The sequence below is a fragment of the Candidatus Pseudothioglobus sp. Uisw_041 genome, from assembly GCF_048087625.1.
Classification (GTDB): Bacteria; Pseudomonadota; Gammaproteobacteria; order PS1; family Pseudothioglobaceae; genus Pseudothioglobus.
Genome location: NZ_CP159805.1, coordinates 970,765 through 990,842, shown reverse-complemented (window position 1 = coordinate 990,842; position 20,078 = coordinate 970,765). Strand labels below are relative to the sequence as shown.

Here is a 20,078-nt window from a genome sequence, read left to right as displayed (position 1 = left end):
GTTTAATTAATTTAATATAGGAATATTGAGATGATAATTGGAGTGCCAAAAGAAATTAAAAACCATGAATATAGAGTTGGTTTGACGCCTAAAAGTGTTAAGGAGTTTGTTAATCATGGCCACAAGGTTTTAGTTGAAACTAATGCTGGTATTGGTATTGGGGCAAGCGATGATGATTATTCTAGTTGTGGCGCTGAAATTATATCTTCAGCTAAAGAAGTTTTTGCAACTGCGGATATGATTGTTAAAGTTAAAGAGCCTCAAGCTATAGAAATTGCAATGCTCAGAGAAGGTCAAATTCTTTATACATATCTTCATCTTGCACCAGACCCTGAGCAAACGAAGGGGCTTGTAGAGAGTGGCGCTATTTGTATTGCTTATGAAACGGTTACTTCTCCAAGAGGTGGATTACCATTATTGGCTCCTATGTCAAAAGTTGCAGGAAGAATGGCTGTTCAAGCAGGTGCTCACTTTTTAGAGCAACCAAATGGTGGAATGGGAGCTTTGCTTGGAGGTGTTCCAGGAGTAGACCCTTTAAATGTCGTTATTTTAGGTGGAGGCGTCGTTGGCGTTCATGCTGCCCATGTGGCAGTTGGAATGGGTGCAGATGTTTGGGTTTTGGATAACAATCCTGATACATTAGAGCAGCATTGGCAACAATTTGGCAGAAGCACAAATACTGTATTCTCAACTAAAAGTTCAGTAGAAGAGTATGTATTACAAGCTGACTTAGTTATTGGAGGCGTATTGATTCCTGGCGCTGAAGCCCCAAAACTAGTAACCAGAGAAATGATTAAGGCCATGAAGCCTGGATCAGTTATTGTTGACGTTGCGATTGATCAAGGCGGTTGCTTCGAAACTTCAAAGGCAACAACTCACGCAGAGCCTACATACATCATTGATGAGGTAGTTCACTACTGCGTTGCTAATATGCCGGGTGGAGTTCCAAAAACATCAACCTATGCCCTAAATAATGTAACACTTCCGTTTGGACTTAGTATTGCAAATAAAGGTGTTAAACAAGCTCTATTAGATGACGAACATCTAAGAGCCGGATTAAATGTACATAGTGGTCAAGTAACATGTCCTGAAGTGGCTCATGACTTAGGTTATGATTACGTTTCAGCGCTTGACATGCTTAATAAATAAATTATAAAGGAGAACTATAAAATGGCAAAAATGACTTCGAGTGAGGCTTTTGTTGAAACAATGGTCGCAAATGATGTAACCGATATCTTTGGTATTATGGGCTCTGCATTTATGGATGCAATGGATATCTTCGAGCCAGCTGGCATTAGATTTATACCTGTTGTTCATGAGCAAGGCGCTGCACACATGGCAGATGGATATTCAAGAGTAAGTGGAAGACATGGAGTGGTCATTGGTCAAAATGGCCCCGGTATTTCTAATTGCGTAACAGCAATTGCAGCAGCATATTGGGCGCACAGCCCTGTTGTAATTGTTACGCCTGAAGCTGGAACAATGGGGATGGGCTTAGGTGGATTTCAAGAAGCAAATCAGCTGCCAATGTTTCAAGAATTTACTAAATATCAAGGCCATGTTGTTAACCCAATGAGAATGGCAGAATTTACTGGTCGCTGTTTTGATAGAGCGATGAGTGAGATGGCCCCAACTCAGTTAAATATTCCTAGAGATTATTTTTATGCAGAAGGTGAATTTACTATTCCCACTCCACGTCGTGTAGATAGAGGCTCAGGTGGTGAAGATAGTTTAAATGAAGCTGTTGCATTAATTGGTAAAGCTAAGTTTCCAGTTATTGTTTCTGGCGGCGGCGTAGTTATGGCCGATGGTGTTGATGAATGTGCAGCTTTGGCTGAACGTTTAGGAGCACCAGTAGTAAATAGCTACCTCCATAATGATTCGTTTCCTGCAAGTCATAATCTTTGGTGTGGCCCTCTGGGATATCAAGGCTCAAAAGCTGCAATGAAGCTAATAGCAAAAGCAGATGTAGTTATTGCATTAGGTACGCGTTTAGGTCCTTTTGGAACACTACCTCAACATGGAATGGATTACTGGCCTAAAGATGCTCAAATTATTCAAATTGATGCAGATCACAAAATGCTTGGATTGGTCAAACCAATTAATGTTGGTATTTGTGGTGACGCTAAAGCAGTCGCAAGTATTCTTTGTCAAAAGTTGGCATCTGAAACACTTAGTTGTGATTCTTCTAAAGCCGATAGAGCTTCAATCATTGCAGACGAAAAAGCTTCTTGGGAGTTAGAGCTTGATGAATGGATTCATGAGACTGACTCATATAGCATGGACATGCTTGCAGATAAAGAAGAAGGGTGGCTCCATCCTAGACAAGTACTTCGTGAACTTGAAAAAGCAATGCCTGAAGACGTTATGGTGTCGACTGATATTGGTAATATTAACTCGGTTGCTAACAGCTATCTTCGCTTTGAAAAGCCTCGAAGCTTTTTTGCAGCAATGAGTTTTGGAAACTGTGGTTACGCCTTTCCAACGATCATTGGTGCTAAGGCAGCTGCCCAGCACAGGCCTGCAGTTTCTTATGCGGGAGATGGTGCTTGGGCAATGAGTATGGTTGAAACAATGACATGTGTTCGTCATGATATTCCTGTTACAGCTGTTGTATTTCATAATCGTCATTGGGGCGCTGAAAAGAAAAACCAAGTTGATTTTTATGACAGACGCTTTATAGCTGCAGAGCTTACGGACCAGCATTTTGTTAATATTGCAGAATCAATGGGCGCTGAGGGTATTCGTGTTGACAAACTTGAAGACGTTGGCCCTGCACTTAAAAAAGCGATTGATATGCAGATGAACGAGAGAAAAACAACAATCATAGAAATTATGTGCTCTAGAGAGTTGGGTGACCCGTTCAGAAAAGACGCACTAAGTAAGCCAGTTAGACATCTAGAAAAGTATAAAGACTTTGGTGAAAAATCACCTCATCGCTAAGTACTAGCTATTAATCCTTCAGGGTGGTATATTACCCCGCTCTGAAGGAAATATTTATTAAATACTATGAGCGAAAAAGCGATAACCCCATCCGATATTCATCAATATTGGTTCTCAGAAAAAAGTAAACAACATTGGTTTTCATCAACCCCTGAAGTAGACAATGAAATCAAGCAGCGCTATGAAAATCTATGGGAGAGTATATCTTCTGGTGGGTTTGTCGAGTGGCGTGACACTGCTGAAGGCTCAGTAGCCCTAGTAATTATTCTAGACCAGTTTCCTTTGAACATGTTTAGAGATCAGGCAAAAAGCTTTAAATCGGAAGATATGGCTGTTGAGGTTGCCTTAAACGCAATTAATAATGGCTACGATGAAAAGCTAAGTGATGAAAAATTGCTTTTTCTTTTTATGCCTCTTATGCATAGTGAGAATATAGACCATCAAAATCTACAAGTGTATTTATTTCAAAAATATAACTTTAACTTAGAGTATTCTAAACATCATAGAGATATTGTTAAAAAGTTTGGTCGTTTTCCTCATAGAAATGAAATATTTGGGCGAATGAGTACTATGGAGGAGCTTGACTATCTTCTGTCAGATAACGCTTTTAGAGGTTAAATTTCATAATGATTACAAATAATACACAGGAGTCCATCAATGCAAGATAATAAAATTGAGTGCCATGATGGTGAATTCATTGAAACAAGTAAGGAGGAAATATTAGATGGGATTAATAAATTTAATATAGATGAAGAGCACTATGATCAGTTTCCCGCTGAACTCTGGAAAGATGTAGATATTATCTTTAGTTGTTTAAAGGCAGAACACATTATCGACCAGGTTTTTGCATCTGCAAACGTGTCTTTATGGACCAATAGAGAATTCATTCTTAATGCGCTAGATAAGCAGTGGTATTACCCAAATATTTCAAGGCAATTTAAAGACAATAAGTTCGAATACTTTGACTATATTCATGAGTCCTTAAGAGGTGATAAAAAAATTATCTCTCTTATAGATAAATTAAGAAAACATAGCAAAGAATTTGATGACTAATTAGCCTCAAGAAACTTACGTCTGTATTTTATTAAAATTGCTTCCGTATAGCCATTAGGCTGACTCATTCCTTCAAAAGCCAGAGCTATTGATGCTTTGTAGGCAAAACTGTCGTAATTTGGTGCAAGTGAGAGATAGCTTGGATCATACTTATTTTGATCATCAACGATAACAGCCATTTCTTTAAATGCTTTATTTACCTCTTCTTTTGAGCACACTCCATGGTGAAGCCAGTTAGCCATATGTTGCGAGGATATCCTAAGGGTTGCGCGGTCTTCCATAAGCCCAACATGATTAATATCTTGGACCTTAGAGCAACCAATTCCTTGGTTAATCCACTTAACAACATAACCCAATATACTTTGGGCATTATTGTTTATTTCATTGATAATTTTCTCTTTAGGCATCTGCTCTTCAATCCTCAAGAAAGGAATTACAAGCAAGTCATCTTGGTTTGGGTGTTGTTGGTTTGCTAGTAGCTCTTTTTGCTTCTTAAAAACATCAAAGCGATGATAATGCGTTGCATGCAAAGTGGCTGCGGTTGGGGATGGAACCCATGAACAGCTTGCACCTGCCTCTAAATGAACCATTTTGTTATCAAGCATTTGACGCATTTGATCTGGCTGAGCCCACATTCCTTTTCCAATTTGAGCTTTTTTAAATAGTCCACAATCAAGACCAGTGCTTACATTGTTTGGCTCATAGGCTGAATACCAAGCCTCTTCCTTAATGAGGTCTTTACAGCGCATTGCACCAGCCATCATAGACGTATGAATTTCATCACCTGTGCGATCTAAAAAGCCTGTATTTATAAAAATAATACGGCTTTTAGCCTCATGAATACAAGACTTAAGGTTAAGAGTCGTTCTTCTTTCTTCATCCATTACGCCTATTTTGAGCGTATTAGTTTTTAGAGATAAGGCTTTTTCAACAAGCCCAAATAACTCCATTGTAAATTTTACTTCTTCAGGGCCATGTAATTTAGGCTTAACAATATAGATGCTTCCTTTTTTTGAATTCGCTTTAAGTTTAATATCATGAAGCGCAATAAGTGAAGTCACCATTGCGTCTAGTATTCCCTCAGGAATTGGTGAGTCATCAAGGTTACTAACAATTCCTGTCGTCATATGAATGCCAACATTACGAACGAGAGTCAAGCTTGTTCCAGCTAAGTTAAATTTCTCTCCATGTATATCAGTACAAGCTTTATCTTCATTTAATGAGCGAGTAATGGTTTCACCACCCTTAGTAAACGTGGAGCTTAGTTCACGCTTCATGAGGCCTAAGTAGTTCCGATATGCGTGAATTTTTTCCGCATTAGAAACAGTTGACGCTGAGTCTTCAAAATCGACAATAGTTGTTATTGCGGACTCAAGAATGACATCAAAAATACCGCTCTTATGTAAACTTCTTTCTTGGTCACAAACTACTTCTAGGTGAAGGTTGTTATTCTTAAGTAATATATGCCCATCGTCAGTTAATCCTATATATTTCTCTGGATTAATTAAGGTTGCTAATTCACCATCATTTAGGTTGAAAATTAATGCACCAGAGTATTTAACTTGAGAGGTAATCTGTCTATAAGAAGCGCCTTTAAGAGGCGCAATTTCATCTAGAAAGTCACAGGCAAGTTCTGCAGTAAGATTAACACGCTGTAGGTTGTGTGCAAAAGAGGTGCTCATACTGCCTTTGTTTGGAATTACATTCGTACCATAAAGGGAGTCAAATAAACTTCCCCAGCGAGCGTTCACAGCATTAAGAACAAAGCGCTGATTTGTAATAGGAACAACGAGCTGAGGGCCGGCAATTTGAGATATTTCATCATCTACTTCCTCAACATCAATAGAGAATTTATCAGGCATTGGAGTGATATATTCAATGCCCTCTAAAAATTTCTTATAGCTCTGAAGATCAATTCTTTTATTTTCAGCATGCCATTGGTCAATTTTAGATTGCAATAAGTCTCTCTTTTCAAGAAGGGACGTGTTCTTTTCCTGTAGCTCATTTAAAATTTGAGAGAGGGATTTAAAGAAGTCTTTGGCTGAAATATCTAATCCATCACAAACCTCTTCTTCAATGAAGCTAAAAAAAGTATTATCTACTCGAATCTTATTAATTATTTGACTATCACTGCTCATTAATTGACCTTATTTTCAGTAACTATTACGCCGTCTTCATCAGCATAAATATATTCATTTGGATTAAATTTTACATTTGAAAAAGAGACATTTATATTTCTTTTTCCAATTCCTTTTTTAACACTTTTTAATGGGTAAACGCCAAGAGCTCTTATGCCAATTGGCATTAAATTTATGGCTACTAAATCCCTAATCAATCCATAGATAATAATTCCTTCCCAGCCATTCCTGATTGCATCAGATGCCCTTTTATCACCTAGCATTGCGCACTTCATAGAGCCACCTGCATCGATTACTAATACAGATCCCTTGCCATGAGTATTTAAAACCTGCTCAACTAGGGAGTTGTCATCAAAGCACTTAACAGTAACAATGCGACCTGAAAATGATTTTTTTAATCCATAACTTTTATATACGGGCTCTAAATACTGGACATTAGGGTGAAGCTTATCCGAAATATCACATGTCGATAGAGTCATCCGTTTCTCCATATATTTCACTCATACGTTTTTCTGATCCATATGGATAATAATCCATGACCCCGTTGTTCTTAATTTTTTCTTGTATTGAAATCCAGTAATTTGCATCGAGAAGTTTTTTATAATTTCTATTAAATACTTCTTTCATATATGGATTTGGAAGCATGAAATATCTAAATTCTTCTGGAAAGACGTCATTCTGACCAACGTAATACCAGGGCTCAGAGGCAAGCTCTTGCTCGTATGTCTTGGATTCAGGAATCTTTTTAAAGACGGGCGTGCTCATTAAGGTAATTTCGTCATAGTCATAAAAGACGACTCTATTTTGGCGAGTTACTCCAAAGTTTTTTGTAAGCATGTCGCCTGGAAAAATATTTGAGTTAATTAGCTCATCTATCGCTTTTCCATAATCATTAATTATGTTTGTTTGCTGTTCTTTAGTAGCAGTTTCAAGATACATATTGAGTGGCGTCATTTTATTTTCAATGTACATATGCTTAATGATTAACAGGTCCCCCTCAATTTCAATATTTGAGCCTGCTTTTCTCTTCAACTCTTCTAATAATGCATCATCGATATCTTTTAACGGAAAGGCAACATTTGAAAACTCCCATGTATCTGCTAATCTACCTATTCTTACGTGGTTTTTAACAAAGTAGTATCTATCCTTAACCATCTCTTTGGTGCCCATTTTAGGAGGTGCAAAGCGGTCGTTGATAATTTTGAATACATAGGGGTACATTGGAAAAGTAAAGACAGACATAACCATGCCCTTGATACCGGGTGCAATTATTAACTTTTCACTAGTAATTTTTGAGTACTTGAGAAAATGTCGGTATAACAAAGTTTTGCCTTGCTTATGAAGCCCAATTGCGCTATAGAGAACCGCCCTAGTTTTTCCTGGCAAAATCTCTTTTAAATATTCAACAATTGCAGAAGGGTAGTCTGTTGTAATAAAAAAGTAAGATCTTGAAAAGCTAAAAACAATGGATATTCCTCCAACTTCAGTGAGAAGGCTGTCGACGTATAAACCTTTCTTTTCATCATTTAATAGAGCAATAAGGAGAGGCCTATCTGAATGGAGCTGAGAGACAATTTTGCCCACAATGTAGGCGCATTTTCCTCTGATAAAAGGGGTACTAATGACTTGAATCTCGAAAACTTCAGAGTCTAGTCGTGGCGTCTGATTATAAAGCTGCTCTTTTAATCTTTGGATATCTTGACTGAGATTACCAAACTCACATTTAAAATTGTAGCTATCAAGAATAGTTGTAAAGGCTTCGCTCAACTGACCGTCTTCAACAAAGTAGCTGTCAATTACTGGTTCATCCATGTCAATATAATTCAGTGACACGCATGGCCTTGTAAAAATAAACTGGTTATTATAAAAACTTCTTGAAAAGATTCTACAAAATACCGAGTTATAGAAGGTTTCAGCTAGCTCAGGCTGCTTGTGTTCCGTTATTAGTTCAATATAGACATGCTTTGTATTTTTCCAAAATTCAGAGTTAAACTTCTCCATACTGGGTGATTCATTGAATTCAGCCTTTGCGCCATAGAGAGTTTGTTTTTTTAACTCTAAAGATAGTTTTTTACAAAAGTAATCAACTTGTTCATCATAGAAATTAAGTCTTAATTTTGAATCGTCTTCTATTTTTTGCCATTCTCTCTCCTCAAAACACCTTTTTGCCTCTATAGAAGCACTCTTAATATTTTGGTAATGATACTCAAAGCCAATTAAAATCTTTTTAGCAATTGATAAAGAGAGCTTTTGAGATGAGTTACTAAGCATAATAAATAGTTACCAGTTAAAAGCCTTCTTTAATCAAGAAGGTTTGATACGTAGCAGCTCAAAACTTAGCTAAACTGCTCTTCTTCAGTTGAACCTTTTAATGCAGTAACCGATGACTCACCACCCTGTATTACAGTTGTAACATCATCAAAATATCCTGCACCAACTTCTTGCTGATGAGATGCAAAAGTATAACCTTTCTTAGCAGCATCAAACTCAGGCTCTTGGACCTTATTAACATAATGCTTCATGCCTTCACCTTTTGCGTAATCATATGCAAGGTCAAACATGTTATACCACATGTTATGGATTCCAGCCAAAGTGATAAATTGATACTTATATCCCATCGCTGAAATATCTTCTTGGAAAGATGCAATTTGACTGTCACTTAGATTCTTTTTCCAGTTAAATGATGGCGAACAATTGTATGCAAGCAACTGATTAGGGTTTTCAGCTAAAACAGCTTCAGCAAATTCACGCGCAAAGCCAAGATCTGGCTTCCCAGTTTCACACCAAACCAGGTCAGCATAAGGGGCGTAAGCTACTCCTCTTGATATTGATTGCTCTAATCCATTTTTAACGATATAGAACCCTTCAGCAGTTCTTTTCCCGGTAACAAATGGAGCGTCATAAGGATCTACATCTGAAGTTAGAAGATTCGCGGCTTCTGCATCAGTTCTTGCAAGAAGAAGTGTAGGGACGCCCATAACATCTGAAGCTAGGCGAGCAGATATTAATTTTTGAACTGCCTCTTGAGTTGGAACTAAAACTTTACCACCCATATGGCCACATTTTTTAACTGCAGCTAATTGATCTTCAAAGTGAGCGCCAGCAGCGCCACTAGTAATCATATTTTTCATTAATTCAAATGAATTTAATACACCTCCAAATCCAGCTTCTGCATCTGCCACAATTGGCAAAAAGAAATCAATAAATTTATCATCACCAGGATTAATTCCTTGAGCCCATTGAATCTCATCCGCTCTTTTAAAAGTGTTGTTAATTCGTCTAACCATGGTAGGGACAGAGTCATATGCGTAGAGTGATTGATCTGGATACATTGTTTCAGATGTATTTCCATCTGCAGCAACTTGCCAGCCTGAAAGGTAGACTGCTTCAATTCCAGCTTTAGCCTGCTGCATAGCCTGTCCTGCAGTAATAGCGCCCATAGAGTTTACATAGCCTTTCTTAGCTGAACCATTAACAAGATCCCATAGCTTTTCAGCGCCTCTTCTGGCATAAGTGCATTCTGGTTGAACAGATCCACGGAGCCTAACAACATCTTCTGCAGAATAAGTACGCTTTACATTCGACCATCGAGGGTTTTCTTTCCAATCTTTTTCTAGGGCTTTAATTTGCTCTTCTCTATTCATTAGTATCTCCTTTTAATTTGGTTGTGTTTATATTTCTTTTATCTACTCAAGCTTCTGAAATAGCTACTATTTACTTATATTTGAATAATACCAATTAAAAGATAATATGATCAAATAATTTCACTATATAATATAATTTTTTCATAATATGAAATAAAATGAAACCTAGGTCTATTGATAAAAGTTACAACGCAATCGAAAAGTGCTTACAAATCTTGTCAATGTTTTCATTGGATAAATCTCAATTCTCAATAAAGGAGATCTGTGATCAGTTAAATTTTAATGTCTCAACTGCATATCGAATTCTAAGTACGCTTGAAGATTATGGCTACGTTTCAAGACTTAAGAATAAGAAGTATGTTGTGGGAACTCAGGCTCTTTATTTAAGCGCTATATATACGCAAAGTAATCATCTTGAGCAGATACGTCCTATAGTTGATAGGATCAGAGATATATCTGATGAAACTGCATCTTTCTTTGTTGAAGAAGATAATATGCGTATATGTTTATATAGAGCGCACTCAAGAGATGAGATCAGACATAACATTGAGCAGGGCTCTCGTTTAGAGCTCAATCGTGGTGCCTCTGGGCGAATTATCTTAGCTTTTGGTAAGCGTAAAAATGACAAGCAGGGTTTTTATAAAGATATTCGTGATAAAGGCTATTACTTGTCAATAAATGAACACAATGCTGCGCTCTTTGCACTCGCCGTACCTGTTATTTCTAATAGTAATAAATTTGTTGGTGCTATTGTAGTATCAGGCCCTATTAGCCGATTTGACGATGACCAAAAATCAATTCTTCTTCAGCTGCTTAACGATCAGCTTCAAAACATTGTAATGCCTTAATATTTTGATTAATTAATTTACTTATAGTGAGTTCATAGAATGTATCATTGTTTTTTACAATTTGATACTTATTAAGGTTTATGATAGAACATTTATATATTCATGGCGCCTATTTAAAATCTAATTCTAGTGAAACTTTTGAGTCTATTAACCCTGCAAATGGGCAAGTTATAGCTCTTATAGACCAAGCTAGTGAGAGTGATGTTGAGGTAGCTATTAAATCAGCTGAGAAGGGTTTTGCTGTGTGGAGCAAGATGAAGGCCGTTGAAAGAGGCCGAATCTTACTAAAAGCAGTTTCTATTTTGCGTGAAAGAAACAATGAACTTGCTGCATTAGAGGTTGCTGATTGCGGCAAGCCATTACAGGAAGCTAATTGTGTTGATATCCATTCTGGTGCAGATGTAATTGAATATTATGCGGGCATTGCCCCGGGTTTGCAGGGCGCTCAGCAAGATTTAAAATCGAGTACCTTTTACATTTCAAAAAGAGAGCCTTTAGGGGTTTGTGCTGGTATTGGTGCTTGGAACTATCCTATTCAAATTGCTTGCTGGAAATCTGCTGCTTGTTTGGCTGCTGGGAATTCAATGGTATTTAAACCTTCTGAAGAAACTCCACTTAGCGTTTTAAAACTTGCTGAAATATATACAGAAGCAGGGATGCCTCCAGGAGTATTTAATGTCGTCCAAGGTGACTATCGCGTAGGCCAGTACTTAACTCGACATCCAAGAGTTGCTAAAATTTCTTTTACTGGAGAAAGTGGAACGGGAAAGAAGATAATGGCAGATGCAGCTGGAAGCCTTAAAGAGGTAACTTTGGAGCTTGGGGGTAAGTCGCCATTAATTATTTTTAATGACGCTGATATTGATAATGCAATCTCTGGAGCGCTTCTTGCAAACTTCTATACTCAAGGTGAGGTTTGTACCAACGGAACAAGGGTGTTTGTGCAATCTGGTATTTACGATAAATTTATAGAAAAAGTCTGTCAGAGAAGTAAAAAAATAAAACTAGGTGATCCAATGGATTTAGATACTCAGATGGGGGCTTTAATAAGCTCAAAGCATCTTGATAAGGTTATGGATTATATTGATAAAGCTAAAAAATCAGGCGCTCGACTTGTTCTTGGTGGAAATCGTCATAAATCCAAAGAAACAGAAAATGGATTTTTTGTAGAGCCAACAATTTTTGCAGATTGTAAAGACGATTCTGAGCACGTTACTGATGAAATTTTTGGGCCAGTAATGTCCATTCTGCGCTTTGATGATGAGGCAGAAGTAATTGGCAGGGCAAACGATACTAAGTTTGGTTTAGCGGCTGGCGTTTTTACGCAAAACATTAATCGGGCGCACCGAGTTATTAATCAATTAGAGGCAGGAATTTGCTGGATTAATAGTTGGGGAGATTCTCCTGCTGAAATGCCAGTTGGAGGCTATAAAGAGTCTGGAATAGGCCGTGAAAATGGCCCCGAAACTTTGAAGAGCTATACACAAATTAAAAGTATTTTTGTTCGGTTGGATGACGTTGAGAGTCCTTATTAATATAGGCTAAGAAATATATGAGTAATGAGTTTGATTATATTGTTGTAGGTGCCGGTTCGGCGGGCTGCGTTTTGGCAAATCGTTTGACTGAGTCAGGTGAAAATAGAGTATTACTTCTAGAAAATGGAGGTAGTGATAAAAACATAATGATTCAAATGCCAACTGCACTGTCATACCCTATGAACACTGATAAGTATGCATGGCAATTTCATACTCAGCCAGAGCCTTTTCTTGATAATCGAAAAATGCACTGTCCTAGAGGTAAAGTGATGGGAGGTTCTTCCTCCATAAATGGAATGGTTTATGTGCGAGGCCATGCGCGTGATTTTGACCAATGGGAGGAGCAAGGGGCAGAGGGTTGGTCGTACAAAAATTGTCTGCCATATTTTAAGCGCTCTGAAAAATGGCATTTGGGGGAAGATAACTACCGTGGAGGTAGTGGTCCTGTTGCGACATCAAATGGTAATAACATGAAATTAAATCCTCTTTATCGAGCCTTTATTAATGCTGGAGTGGAGGCTGGTTATCCTGAAACTGCGGATTATAATGGTCAGCAACAGGAGGGCTTCGGTCCAATGCACATGACCGTTGGAAGTGGTGTTCGCTCTTCTACATCAAATGCCTATATTAAGCCAGTTAAAAATAGGTCAAACCTTACAATACTAACTGGAGTACTTGTTCAGCGAGTAATTCTAAAGAATAAAGTTGCAACTGGAGTTGAGTATTCAATTAACGGTCAAACTAAAATATTGAATGCGAATACAGAGGTGATACTTTGTGCTGGGTCAATTGGTTCACCTCAGCTACTTCAGTTATCTGGGATTGGTCCAAAAAATGTTCTAAAAGATGCTGGAGTTGAGCTGCAACATGAATTGCCAGGTGTTGGCGAGAATCTTCAGGACCATCTTGAGGTATATTTTCAATATCATTGTAAAAAGCCAATTACACTTAACAGTAAATTAAACTTATTTAGTAAGGGTCTTATTGGTGTGCGCTGGATTCTATCTAAGTCAGGACTCGGCGCAACAAATCATTTTGAATCTTGTGGTTTTATTCGTTCTCGTGCAGGCCTTGAATGGCCTAATATTCAGTATCATTTTCTCCCAGCTGCAATGAGATATGACGGAAATGCAGCAATGAAGGGGCATGGGTATCAAGTTCATGCAGGCGTCAATAAAGTTAGCAGTCGGGGCAGCATTAAGATTAATAGCTCAGACCCACAAGCTAAGCCAACAATCCTATTTAACTATTTGGAAAGCGAGCAGGATAGACAAGATTGGCGTGATTGTATTCGATTGACTCGTGAGGTTTTAAGTCAACCAGCACTGGACGAATATAATGCGGGTGAAGCAAGCCCAGGATTAGAGGTAAGTAGTGATGATCAAATAGATTCTTGGGTTAGGGCAAATGTTGAAAGCGCTTACCACCCATCTTGTTCTTGCAAAATGGGTGACTTAAGTGACCCTATGACCGTTGTTGATAATCAAGGTAAAGTAAATGGTATTGAAAAGTTAAGAGTAATTGATTCTTCTATATTTCCAACAATTCCAAATGGAAATCTTAATGGACCAACAATTATGTTAGCTGAAAAAATGGCGGATATCGTATTAGGAAATGAGCCACTCAAAGCTTCTGAAGCCGATGTATGGATTGATTCAGATTGGCAAAAAACCCAACGATCAGGCCAACTTTATAGGGCGTCGTAAAGTAAATAATTTTTCGTAAACAAAATAACTTGCTTATTCTTATAAACCCGTATAAAAATTACATCAATATAAATTACTAAAAATATGGCATGGAAGTCGTAAAATTAAATACTTATATAGTTGGTACCCCAAAGCCTCATATTGGTGGAATGTATTGGATCTTCCTTTCTATTGAAACTAAGTGTGGCATCGTTGGGATTGGAGAGATATATTCAGCCTCCTTTCATCCTGAAGTTGTTGTTAAGGCAACTCAAGATGTCTTTGAGCGATACCTAAAGGGCCATGACCCACATCATATTGAGCGCTTTTTCAGAGAGTGTTTTTCAAGTGGCTTTACTCAAAGGCCAGATTTGACAATGATGGGGGTATTAAGTGGGCTAGAGATGTCTTGTTGGGATATTATTGGAAAAGCTGCAAATAAGCCAATATATGAGCTTATAGGAGGCAAGGTTCATGACAAGCTAAGGTCATATACATATCTATACCCAAAAGACAAAAATGGAGTGCTTAATTACGATGATCCAGACTTAGGCGCTGAGTCTGCTATAAATTTTATGGAGCAGGGCTTTAGTGCAGTTAAGTTTGATCCAGCAGGCCCTTATTCAATATACTCTGGACATCAAATATCACTGAGCCGCTTAAAGCACTGCGAAAATTATTGCCAAAAAGTAAGGGAGGCTGTTGGAGATAACTGTGACCTTCTTATTGGAACTCATGGACAGTTAACTCCCGCTTCAGCTGTGCGGCTAGCTAAGAGGCTTGAAAAGTTTGACCCTTTGTGGTTTGAAGAGCCTGTTCCTCCGGGCCAGTCAAGTGCAATGGCAGAAGTTGCAAGTAAGACAAGTATTCCAGTTGCTACTGGAGAGCGCTTAACAACAAAGTATGAGTTTTTTGATATTTTAAAAAATAACTCTGCGTCAATAATTCAAATGAATTTAGGGCGAGTTGGCGGTATTTTAGAGGCCAAGAAAATTGCGAGCCTTTCTGAAGTTTTTTATGCTCAGATTGCCCCACATATTTATAATGGCCCAGTAGGAGCAGCAGCTAGTATACAGCTCGCTACTGCAACACCAAACTTCCTAATTATTGAAAGTATTGGGACTTGGGATGGCTTTCACTCAGATGTACTAATGGAGCCTCTTGATTGGAGTAAAGGAAATATTATTCCTTCAGATAAACCAGGATTAGGGATAGATCTTAACCTTAAAGTTATTGAAGCGAATTCACCTTATAAAGGAAAAAAGCTCCACCTTTCGATGGATACAAAACCTTACTATGTTGATGACGATTAAAAATTTGTAGTTTTTTGGAGATTTAGATGAAAGTAGGTTTTATTGGTTTAGGGAATGCAGGTGGCAAACTTGCAGGCAGTATTTTAAGAAATGGTTTTGACCTTACAGTTCATGATCTTAAATCTTCTCTTGTTAATGAGTTTATAGAAAGAGGAGCAAAGAGTGTTGGCTCGCCTCAAGAAATGGCAAAGAAATGTGATGTGGTTATTACTTGTTTACCGTCTCCAAAAGCCTGCTCTGAAGTTATGGAGTCTTCTGATGGGATCTTATCGGGATTAAGCAAAGGGAAAATTTGGCTTGAGATGAGCACTACAGATGAGGCTGAAATTCGAAGAATTGGTGCTTTAGTTGAAGCAATTGGTGCATTACCAATTGATTGCCCTGTTTCAGGTGGCTGCCATAGGGCTGATACAGGTAATATTTCAATCTTTGCTGGATGCTCAAGAGAGGCTTTTGAAATAGCTTTGCCAATACTAACCACCATGGGAAGACGAGTGCTTCATACTGGTGACCTAGGAACAGCCTCAACTCTAAAAGTTATGACCAATTACTTAGCTACGGTTAACCTTGCTTCGATAGCAGAAGCGCTAACAACAATGAAGATGCTTGGAATGGATATGAACGTAACTTATGAGGCGATCAAAGCATCTTCTGGAACTTCATTTGTCCATGAAACTGAATCTCAGGTTATTCTTAATGGTAGCAGAGATATAAGCTTTACAATGGATTTGGTTTCTAAGGATATTGGAATTTTTAATGAGCTTGCTCAGAGAAAAGGGCTGGATTTAGAAATTGCCCCTTTAATTGTTGAGATTTTTAAAGATGGTGAGAAGAGATACGGGCCACGTGAGCTTTCTCCAAACATCATTAGGAGGCTTGAAGAAAGGGCCAATGTTGAAGTGTTGGGCGATGGTTTTCCAGCTGAAATGATTGATGATGAGCCAGAAGAAAAAGGCTATGAAGTAATAATTAAAGGCCGAAAAGATATTTATTTTTTTTAGTAATTAAAGCTTAAAAATTAATATTTTCAGCAAGCTCTATAAAGTCATCTAAATATATTAAAATTCATTAACTTTTTTTTAAATTAGCCCTATTATGAATAGCAATCAAACCCCAGACTTTAAGCCAAAAGATATCGTTCTTAATATTTCCCAGGTTGTAAAAGATGGTATTAAGCAATCGGTACTTGCAAGTAAAGGTAATGATTGGGAGAGTGTGGTGGGTGTGCTTGATAATAATGAACATCTTATTGGCAAAGAGATGAGTGTTAACTCTCATCTTAATGCAGTTATGTTTTCTGAAAAGTTTAACAAGGACTACGAAAAAACCTTACCAATAATCTCTAACTACTATAGTGATCTTGGTGCTAATGAAGACTTATATGAAGCATTTAAAAGAGTTAAGAATACAAGCCTTAATGATCAACAAAAGCACATTGTTAAAGACTCAATTAAGGGTTTTGAGCTTTCAGGCGTTGCCCTTAAGGGGAGTGACTCTAAAAGATTTAAAGAGATTCAAGAAAGATTAAGCGTTTTAAGTAATCAGTTTTCTAAAAATGTTTTACAAGCAACCAACTCCTGGAAAAAGTCAGTCTCTATTGATGATTTGAATGGATATAGTGAGGCAGAGCTTTCCAAGGTTAGAGAAGGAGATGACTACATCGTAAGCCTTCAAATACCAGTCTACATTGATCTTATGACTTATGCTGAGAATAGAGGCTTAAGAGAAGAGGTTTATAGAGCATATATTTCAAGAGCGTCTGATGTTGGGATTACTCCAGTTAAATTTGATAACCGCAAGGTTATGGATGAGATCTTAAAATTACGCTCAGAAATGTCTATCCTTCTGGGCTTATCAAACTATGCAGAATATTCAGTTCAATCCAAAATGGTAGACTCACCCGAATCCGTCATAGATTTTCTAGAGAGGTTAGTAAATCTATCTCATCTGCAAGCAAAGACAGAATTGAAAGATCTGGAGGCTTTTGCTGGACATGATTTAATGCCATGGGACTTAATGTTCTACTCAGAGAAATTAAAGCAAAAAGTATTTAACTTTAAGAGTGCTGATTTAAAGCCATATTTTCCAGAGAGTAGTGTTCTAAGCGGTTTATTTGAAACGATTCAAAATCTTTATAGTGTTACGCTTACTGAGGTAGAAGAGGATTGCTATCATCCTGACGTTAGAGTAATAATGTTAGAGGATGAAGATGGGCCAATTGGAAAAATATATTTTGACGTTTATGCAAGAGAAAATAAGCGAGGTGGGGCTTGGATGTCAGATTTCCAAGGATTGTATAAAGACTCCTTGCCAGTTGCGTTTGTTGTTTGTAATTTAAACTCACCAAAAGATGGCAAGCCAGCGTTATTTGATTTTGATGAGATTGTGACTATTTTTCATGAGTTTGGTCACGCACTTCATCATTTATTAACTAAAGTTACTTTTCCATGTGCAGCTGGAATTAGTGGTGTTCCATGGGATGGTGTTGAGCTTCCTAGTCAATATATGGAAAATTTTTGTTATGAAAGAGGGGTAATTGATTTAATTTCGGGTCACTGGGAAACAGGTGAAAAATTACCTGAAGAATTATTTAATAAAGTAATTGACTCTAAAAACTTTCAATCAGGACTTCAGATGCTTAGGCAGTGTGAATTTTCGCTATGGGATATAAATACTCATATTTCGAACATAGATACATATAAAGTTTTAGATAGCGTTAGAGAGAAAACTGCTTTAGTTCCAGTTATTGATGAGAATAGATTCCTTAATTCTTTTTCCCATATTTTTAGTGGTGGGTATGCAGCTGGATATTTCAGCTATAAATGGGCTGAGGTGTTGGCTGCAGATGCTTATGAATTTGTTAAAGATAATGGCGGAATTGAGTCTAAATCTGCTGATGATTTCCGAAGATTTATTCTTGAAGTTGGCGGCAGTCTTGACTTTATGGACCAATATGTCAAATTTCGTGGCGGCAAGCCTAAAATGGAAGGCCTCTTAAAGTCTTCTGGAATTTCAATTTAAGAGATATAAACTTGGTAAAATATGATTTATTTGTTTTCGCTAGTGGAAAAAACTGATGATTAAGTATTTGTTAGGTGCAATTCTTGCTTTGGCTGTTATTGGCGGTGCCTTCAAATATGAATCTAATGACACTAGTTGGCAATTAATTATTCTTAAGAAAGAGGCTTTAAATAGTGTAACTAACGGGGCGATAAGAATTTACAAGCTATTTCCAGACATTAAATCACTATTTTCAGATTCAGATTTAGCCGATACTAAAGAAATAATACTAGAGGACTAGAGTTCTTTTAAGGTGCCTTAGATATAACAAGTGAGCCATTGGTACCGCCAAACCCAAAAGAGTTTGAAATTGCATGATTAATCTTCATTTCTCTTGCTTCATTCGCAGCATAGTCTAAGTCACATTGTGGGTCCTGATTAAATATATTTATTGTGGGAGGCGCTACTTGATCTCTAATTGCAAGAGTTGTAAATACTGCCTCAATTCCTCCTGCAGCGCCCAAAAGATGGCCAGTCATTGATTTAGTTGAGCTCATAATAATATTTTTTGAATGTGTGCCTAAAGCTAGTTTAGCGGCCTCTGTTTCAGCGGCGTCACCAGCTGGAGTCGAGGTTCCATGAGCATTAATATAATCTAGCTGATTCGGATTAATACCGGCATTATTCATAGCATTTCTCATACATCTTGCAGCACCTTCGCCGCCTTCTGATGGAAGCGTCATATGATATGCATCACTACTCATGCCGTATCCTGTAAGTTCTCCATAAATGTGTGCCCCACGTTTTTTAGCGTGCTCATACTCCTCAAGAACGACAACGCCTGCACCGTCACCAAGAACAAAGCCATCTCTATCAACGTCCCAAGGTCTTGAAGCAGTTTCTGGGTCATCGTTTCTAGTGGAGAGTGCTCGAGCTGCAGCAAAGCCCCCAAGGCCACAGTTAGTTGTTGACATTTCAGTTCCTCCAGCAATCATAACGTCAGCATCACCATATTCAATTATTCTTGAGGCGTCACCAATATTATGAGTTCCAGTTGTGCACGCAGTTACAATTGCAAAATTTGGACCCTTAAGACCAAATTTGATAGACATGTTCCCAGAGACCATGTTGATAATGGAAGAGGGTACAAAGAATGGGGAAATTCTCTTGGGCCCTTTCTCTCTAAAAAGATCTGCTGTTTTTTCAATTGTAGTTAGTCCGCCAATGCCAGCACCAATTGCAACTCCAATTCTCTCAGCATTTTCGTCTGTTACTTCAATGCCGCTATCTTCAAAAGCTTGTATTCCAGCCGCCATACCGTAATGAATAAATATATCCATTTTTTTAGCCTCTTTAGGGCTCAAGTATTGAGACACATCGAACTCTTTAACAGCGCCTCCAAATTTAACAGCTTGAATTTCAGTATCTATATTTGTTATTGGCGCTATACCAGAAACGCCATTAATAATATTAGCCCAAGCATGATTAACATTGTTCCCAACTGGGCTTACAATACCTAATCCAGTAATTACAACTCTTCTTTTATTCATAGTAGATTTTCTTTTAAAGTTAACAAAGTAAATTTATATAAGTTATTTAATTTGAGAGATAAATGTTGCGTAAAAAAAGGCGTATTACTTTTTAAAGTAAACGCCTTATAAGATTTATTGAAGTTTATTAAGTGTTTGCGTTGATATAATCTATTGCTTGTTGAATAGTAGTAATATTTTCTGCTTCTTCGTCTGCAATTTCACAATCAAACTCTTCTTCAAGAGACATTACAAGTTCTACAGTATCTAATGAATCAGCCCCTAAATCATCGATAAATGAAGCATTATTGTCAATTTCACCACTAACATCTAACTGCTCACTCACAACTTTACGTACTCTATCTTCAATACTCATTTTGAGTTAAATCC

General features: G+C 37.6%; 17 protein-coding genes. 11 read left to right on the top strand and 6 right to left on the bottom strand.

All coding sequences use genetic code 11. The features are described from left to right. The first annotated feature begins 30 nt into the window (after positions 1 to 30). The 4 genes from ald to ABXT44_RS05000 all read left to right on the top strand — a co-directional run bounded on the left by ald (position 31) and on the right by ABXT44_RS05000 (position 3,996). On the top strand, positions 31 to 1,149 hold the full coding sequence (gene ald / locus ABXT44_RS05015; RefSeq protein WP_416686174.1) for an alanine dehydrogenase: 1,119 nt from the start codon (positions 31 to 33) through the stop codon (positions 1,147 to 1,149). A gap of 21 nt (positions 1,150 to 1,170) precedes the next feature. After that, entirely contained in the window at positions 1,171 to 2,943 is a 1,773-nt protein-coding gene (gene xsc / locus ABXT44_RS05010; protein WP_416686173.1) for a sulfoacetaldehyde acetyltransferase, read from the top strand. A 66-nt stretch (positions 2,944 to 3,009) separates the two neighbouring features. Next, a complete protein-coding gene (locus ABXT44_RS05005; RefSeq protein ID WP_416686172.1) occupies positions 3,010 to 3,561 on the top strand; it encodes a DUF924 family protein in 552 nt (183 codons plus the stop codon). Between the two features lie 39 nt (positions 3,562 to 3,600). Then, complete coding sequence (locus ABXT44_RS05000) at positions 3,601 to 3,996, top strand: hypothetical protein (protein WP_416686171.1); 396 nt, start codon at positions 3,601 to 3,603, stop codon at positions 3,994 to 3,996. On the opposite strand, the gene ABXT44_RS04995 is transcribed toward ABXT44_RS05000, so the two are convergent. The 4 genes from ABXT44_RS04995 to aceA all read right to left on the bottom strand — a co-directional run bounded on the left by ABXT44_RS04995 (position 3,993) and on the right by aceA (position 9,778). Continuing rightward, positions 3,993 to 6,134, bottom strand: a complete 2,142-nt coding sequence (locus ABXT44_RS04995) for a malate synthase G (RefSeq protein WP_416686170.1) — start codon at positions 6,132 to 6,134, stop codon at positions 3,993 to 3,995. The two genes, ABXT44_RS05000 and ABXT44_RS04995, sit on opposite strands and share 4 nt — an antisense overlap. Next, positions 6,134 to 6,613, bottom strand: a complete 480-nt coding sequence (rraA, locus tag ABXT44_RS04990; RefSeq protein ID WP_416686169.1) for a ribonuclease E activity regulator RraA — start codon at positions 6,611 to 6,613, stop codon at positions 6,134 to 6,136. Before rraA ends, ABXT44_RS04995 begins: the two co-directional genes overlap by 1 nt. Continuing rightward, a complete protein-coding gene (aceK, locus tag ABXT44_RS04985) occupies positions 6,594 to 8,405 on the bottom strand; it encodes a bifunctional isocitrate dehydrogenase kinase/phosphatase (protein WP_416686168.1) in 1,812 nt (603 codons plus the stop codon). Before aceK ends, rraA begins: the two co-directional genes overlap by 20 nt. Before the next feature lie 65 nt (positions 8,406 to 8,470). After that, positions 8,471 to 9,778, bottom strand: a complete 1,308-nt coding sequence (aceA, locus tag ABXT44_RS04980; RefSeq protein ID WP_416686167.1) for an isocitrate lyase — start codon at positions 9,776 to 9,778, stop codon at positions 8,471 to 8,473. Between the two features lie 158 nt (positions 9,779 to 9,936). Between aceA and ABXT44_RS04975 the strand changes: the two genes are divergently transcribed. The 7 genes from ABXT44_RS04975 to ABXT44_RS04945 all read left to right on the top strand — a co-directional run bounded on the left by ABXT44_RS04975 (position 9,937) and on the right by ABXT44_RS04945 (position 18,460). Continuing rightward, complete coding sequence (locus ABXT44_RS04975; protein ID WP_271541373.1) at positions 9,937 to 10,626, top strand: IclR family transcriptional regulator; 690 nt, start codon at positions 9,937 to 9,939, stop codon at positions 10,624 to 10,626. An 80-nt stretch (positions 10,627 to 10,706) separates the two neighbouring features. Then, positions 10,707 to 12,161 carry a betaine-aldehyde dehydrogenase gene (gene betB / locus ABXT44_RS04970; protein WP_416686166.1) on the top strand — a complete coding sequence of 485 codons (1,455 nt, stop codon included), beginning with the start codon at positions 10,707 to 10,709 and terminating at the stop codon, positions 12,159 to 12,161. A 17-nt stretch (positions 12,162 to 12,178) separates the two neighbouring features. After that, positions 12,179 to 13,867, top strand: a complete 1,689-nt coding sequence (betA, locus tag ABXT44_RS04965) for a choline dehydrogenase (protein WP_416686165.1) — start codon at positions 12,179 to 12,181, stop codon at positions 13,865 to 13,867. A gap of 89 nt (positions 13,868 to 13,956) precedes the next feature. Further along, positions 13,957 to 15,159, top strand: a complete 1,203-nt coding sequence (locus ABXT44_RS04960) for a mandelate racemase/muconate lactonizing enzyme family protein (RefSeq protein ID WP_416686164.1) — start codon at positions 13,957 to 13,959, stop codon at positions 15,157 to 15,159. Positions 15,160 to 15,185: 26 nt separating this feature from the next. After that, complete coding sequence (locus tag ABXT44_RS04955; RefSeq protein WP_416686163.1) at positions 15,186 to 16,160, top strand: NAD(P)-dependent oxidoreductase; 975 nt, start codon at positions 15,186 to 15,188, stop codon at positions 16,158 to 16,160. Between the two features lie 94 nt (positions 16,161 to 16,254). Further along, the gene (locus ABXT44_RS04950) at positions 16,255 to 18,180 is read left to right on the top strand and encodes a M3 family metallopeptidase (RefSeq protein WP_416686162.1); all 1,926 of its coding nucleotides are present in this window, start codon (positions 16,255 to 16,257) and stop codon (positions 18,178 to 18,180) included. 55 nt (positions 18,181 to 18,235) lie between these two features. Continuing rightward, on the top strand, positions 18,236 to 18,460 hold the full coding sequence (locus ABXT44_RS04945; RefSeq protein ID WP_416686161.1) for a hypothetical protein: 225 nt from the start codon (positions 18,236 to 18,238) through the stop codon (positions 18,458 to 18,460). A 7-nt stretch (positions 18,461 to 18,467) separates the two neighbouring features. Here ABXT44_RS04945 and fabF read toward each other — a convergent pair whose 3' ends face one another. Beyond that, positions 18,468 to 19,709 (bottom strand): beta-ketoacyl-ACP synthase II, encoded by a 1,242-nt coding sequence (gene fabF, locus ABXT44_RS04940; protein WP_416686160.1) that lies wholly within the window; start codon positions 19,707 to 19,709, stop codon positions 18,468 to 18,470. A gap of 127 nt (positions 19,710 to 19,836) precedes the next feature. After that, positions 19,837 to 20,064: an acyl carrier protein gene (gene acpP / locus ABXT44_RS04935; protein WP_020024381.1), complete on the bottom strand. Its 228-nt coding sequence runs from the start codon at positions 20,062 to 20,064 to the stop codon at positions 19,837 to 19,839. Positions 20,065 to 20,078: the final 14 nt, after the last annotated feature.

What these genes read in the sequence shown, in the direction of transcription:
- ald (WP_416686174.1), top strand. Translation starts at nt 31, where the DNA reads ATGATAATTGGAGTGCCAAAAGAAATTAAAAACCATGAATATAGAGTT.
- xsc (WP_416686173.1), top strand. Translation starts at nt 1,171, where the DNA reads ATGGCAAAAATGACTTCGAGTGAGGCTTTTGTTGAAACAATGGTCGCA.
- ABXT44_RS05005 (WP_416686172.1), top strand. Translation starts at nt 3,010, where the DNA reads ATGAGCGAAAAAGCGATAACCCCATCCGATATTCATCAATATTGGTTC.
- ABXT44_RS05000 (WP_416686171.1), top strand. Translation starts at nt 3,601, where the DNA reads ATGCAAGATAATAAAATTGAGTGCCATGATGGTGAATTCATTGAAACA.
- ABXT44_RS04995 (WP_416686170.1), bottom strand. Translation starts at nt 6,134, where the DNA reads ATGAGCAGTGATAGTCAAATAATTAATAAGATTCGAGTAGATAATACT.
- rraA (WP_416686169.1), bottom strand. Translation starts at nt 6,613, where the DNA reads ATGACTCTATCGACATGTGATATTTCGGATAAGCTTCACCCTAATGTC.
- aceK (WP_416686168.1), bottom strand. Translation starts at nt 8,405, where the DNA reads ATGCTTAGTAACTCATCTCAAAAGCTCTCTTTATCAATTGCTAAAAAG.
- aceA (WP_416686167.1), bottom strand. Translation starts at nt 9,778, where the DNA reads ATGAATAGAGAAGAGCAAATTAAAGCCCTAGAAAAAGATTGGAAAGAA.
- ABXT44_RS04975 (WP_271541373.1), top strand. Translation starts at nt 9,937, where the DNA reads ATGAAACCTAGGTCTATTGATAAAAGTTACAACGCAATCGAAAAGTGC.
- betB (WP_416686166.1), top strand. Translation starts at nt 10,707, where the DNA reads ATGATAGAACATTTATATATTCATGGCGCCTATTTAAAATCTAATTCT.
- betA (WP_416686165.1), top strand. Translation starts at nt 12,179, where the DNA reads ATGAGTAATGAGTTTGATTATATTGTTGTAGGTGCCGGTTCGGCGGGC.
- ABXT44_RS04960 (WP_416686164.1), top strand. Translation starts at nt 13,957, where the DNA reads ATGGAAGTCGTAAAATTAAATACTTATATAGTTGGTACCCCAAAGCCT.
- ABXT44_RS04955 (WP_416686163.1), top strand. Translation starts at nt 15,186, where the DNA reads ATGAAAGTAGGTTTTATTGGTTTAGGGAATGCAGGTGGCAAACTTGCA.
- ABXT44_RS04950 (WP_416686162.1), top strand. Translation starts at nt 16,255, where the DNA reads ATGAATAGCAATCAAACCCCAGACTTTAAGCCAAAAGATATCGTTCTT.
- ABXT44_RS04945 (WP_416686161.1), top strand. Translation starts at nt 18,236, where the DNA reads ATGATTAAGTATTTGTTAGGTGCAATTCTTGCTTTGGCTGTTATTGGC.
- fabF (WP_416686160.1), bottom strand. Translation starts at nt 19,709, where the DNA reads ATGAATAAAAGAAGAGTTGTAATTACTGGATTAGGTATTGTAAGCCCA.
- acpP (WP_020024381.1), bottom strand. Translation starts at nt 20,064, where the DNA reads ATGAGTATTGAAGATAGAGTACGTAAAGTTGTGAGTGAGCAGTTAGAT.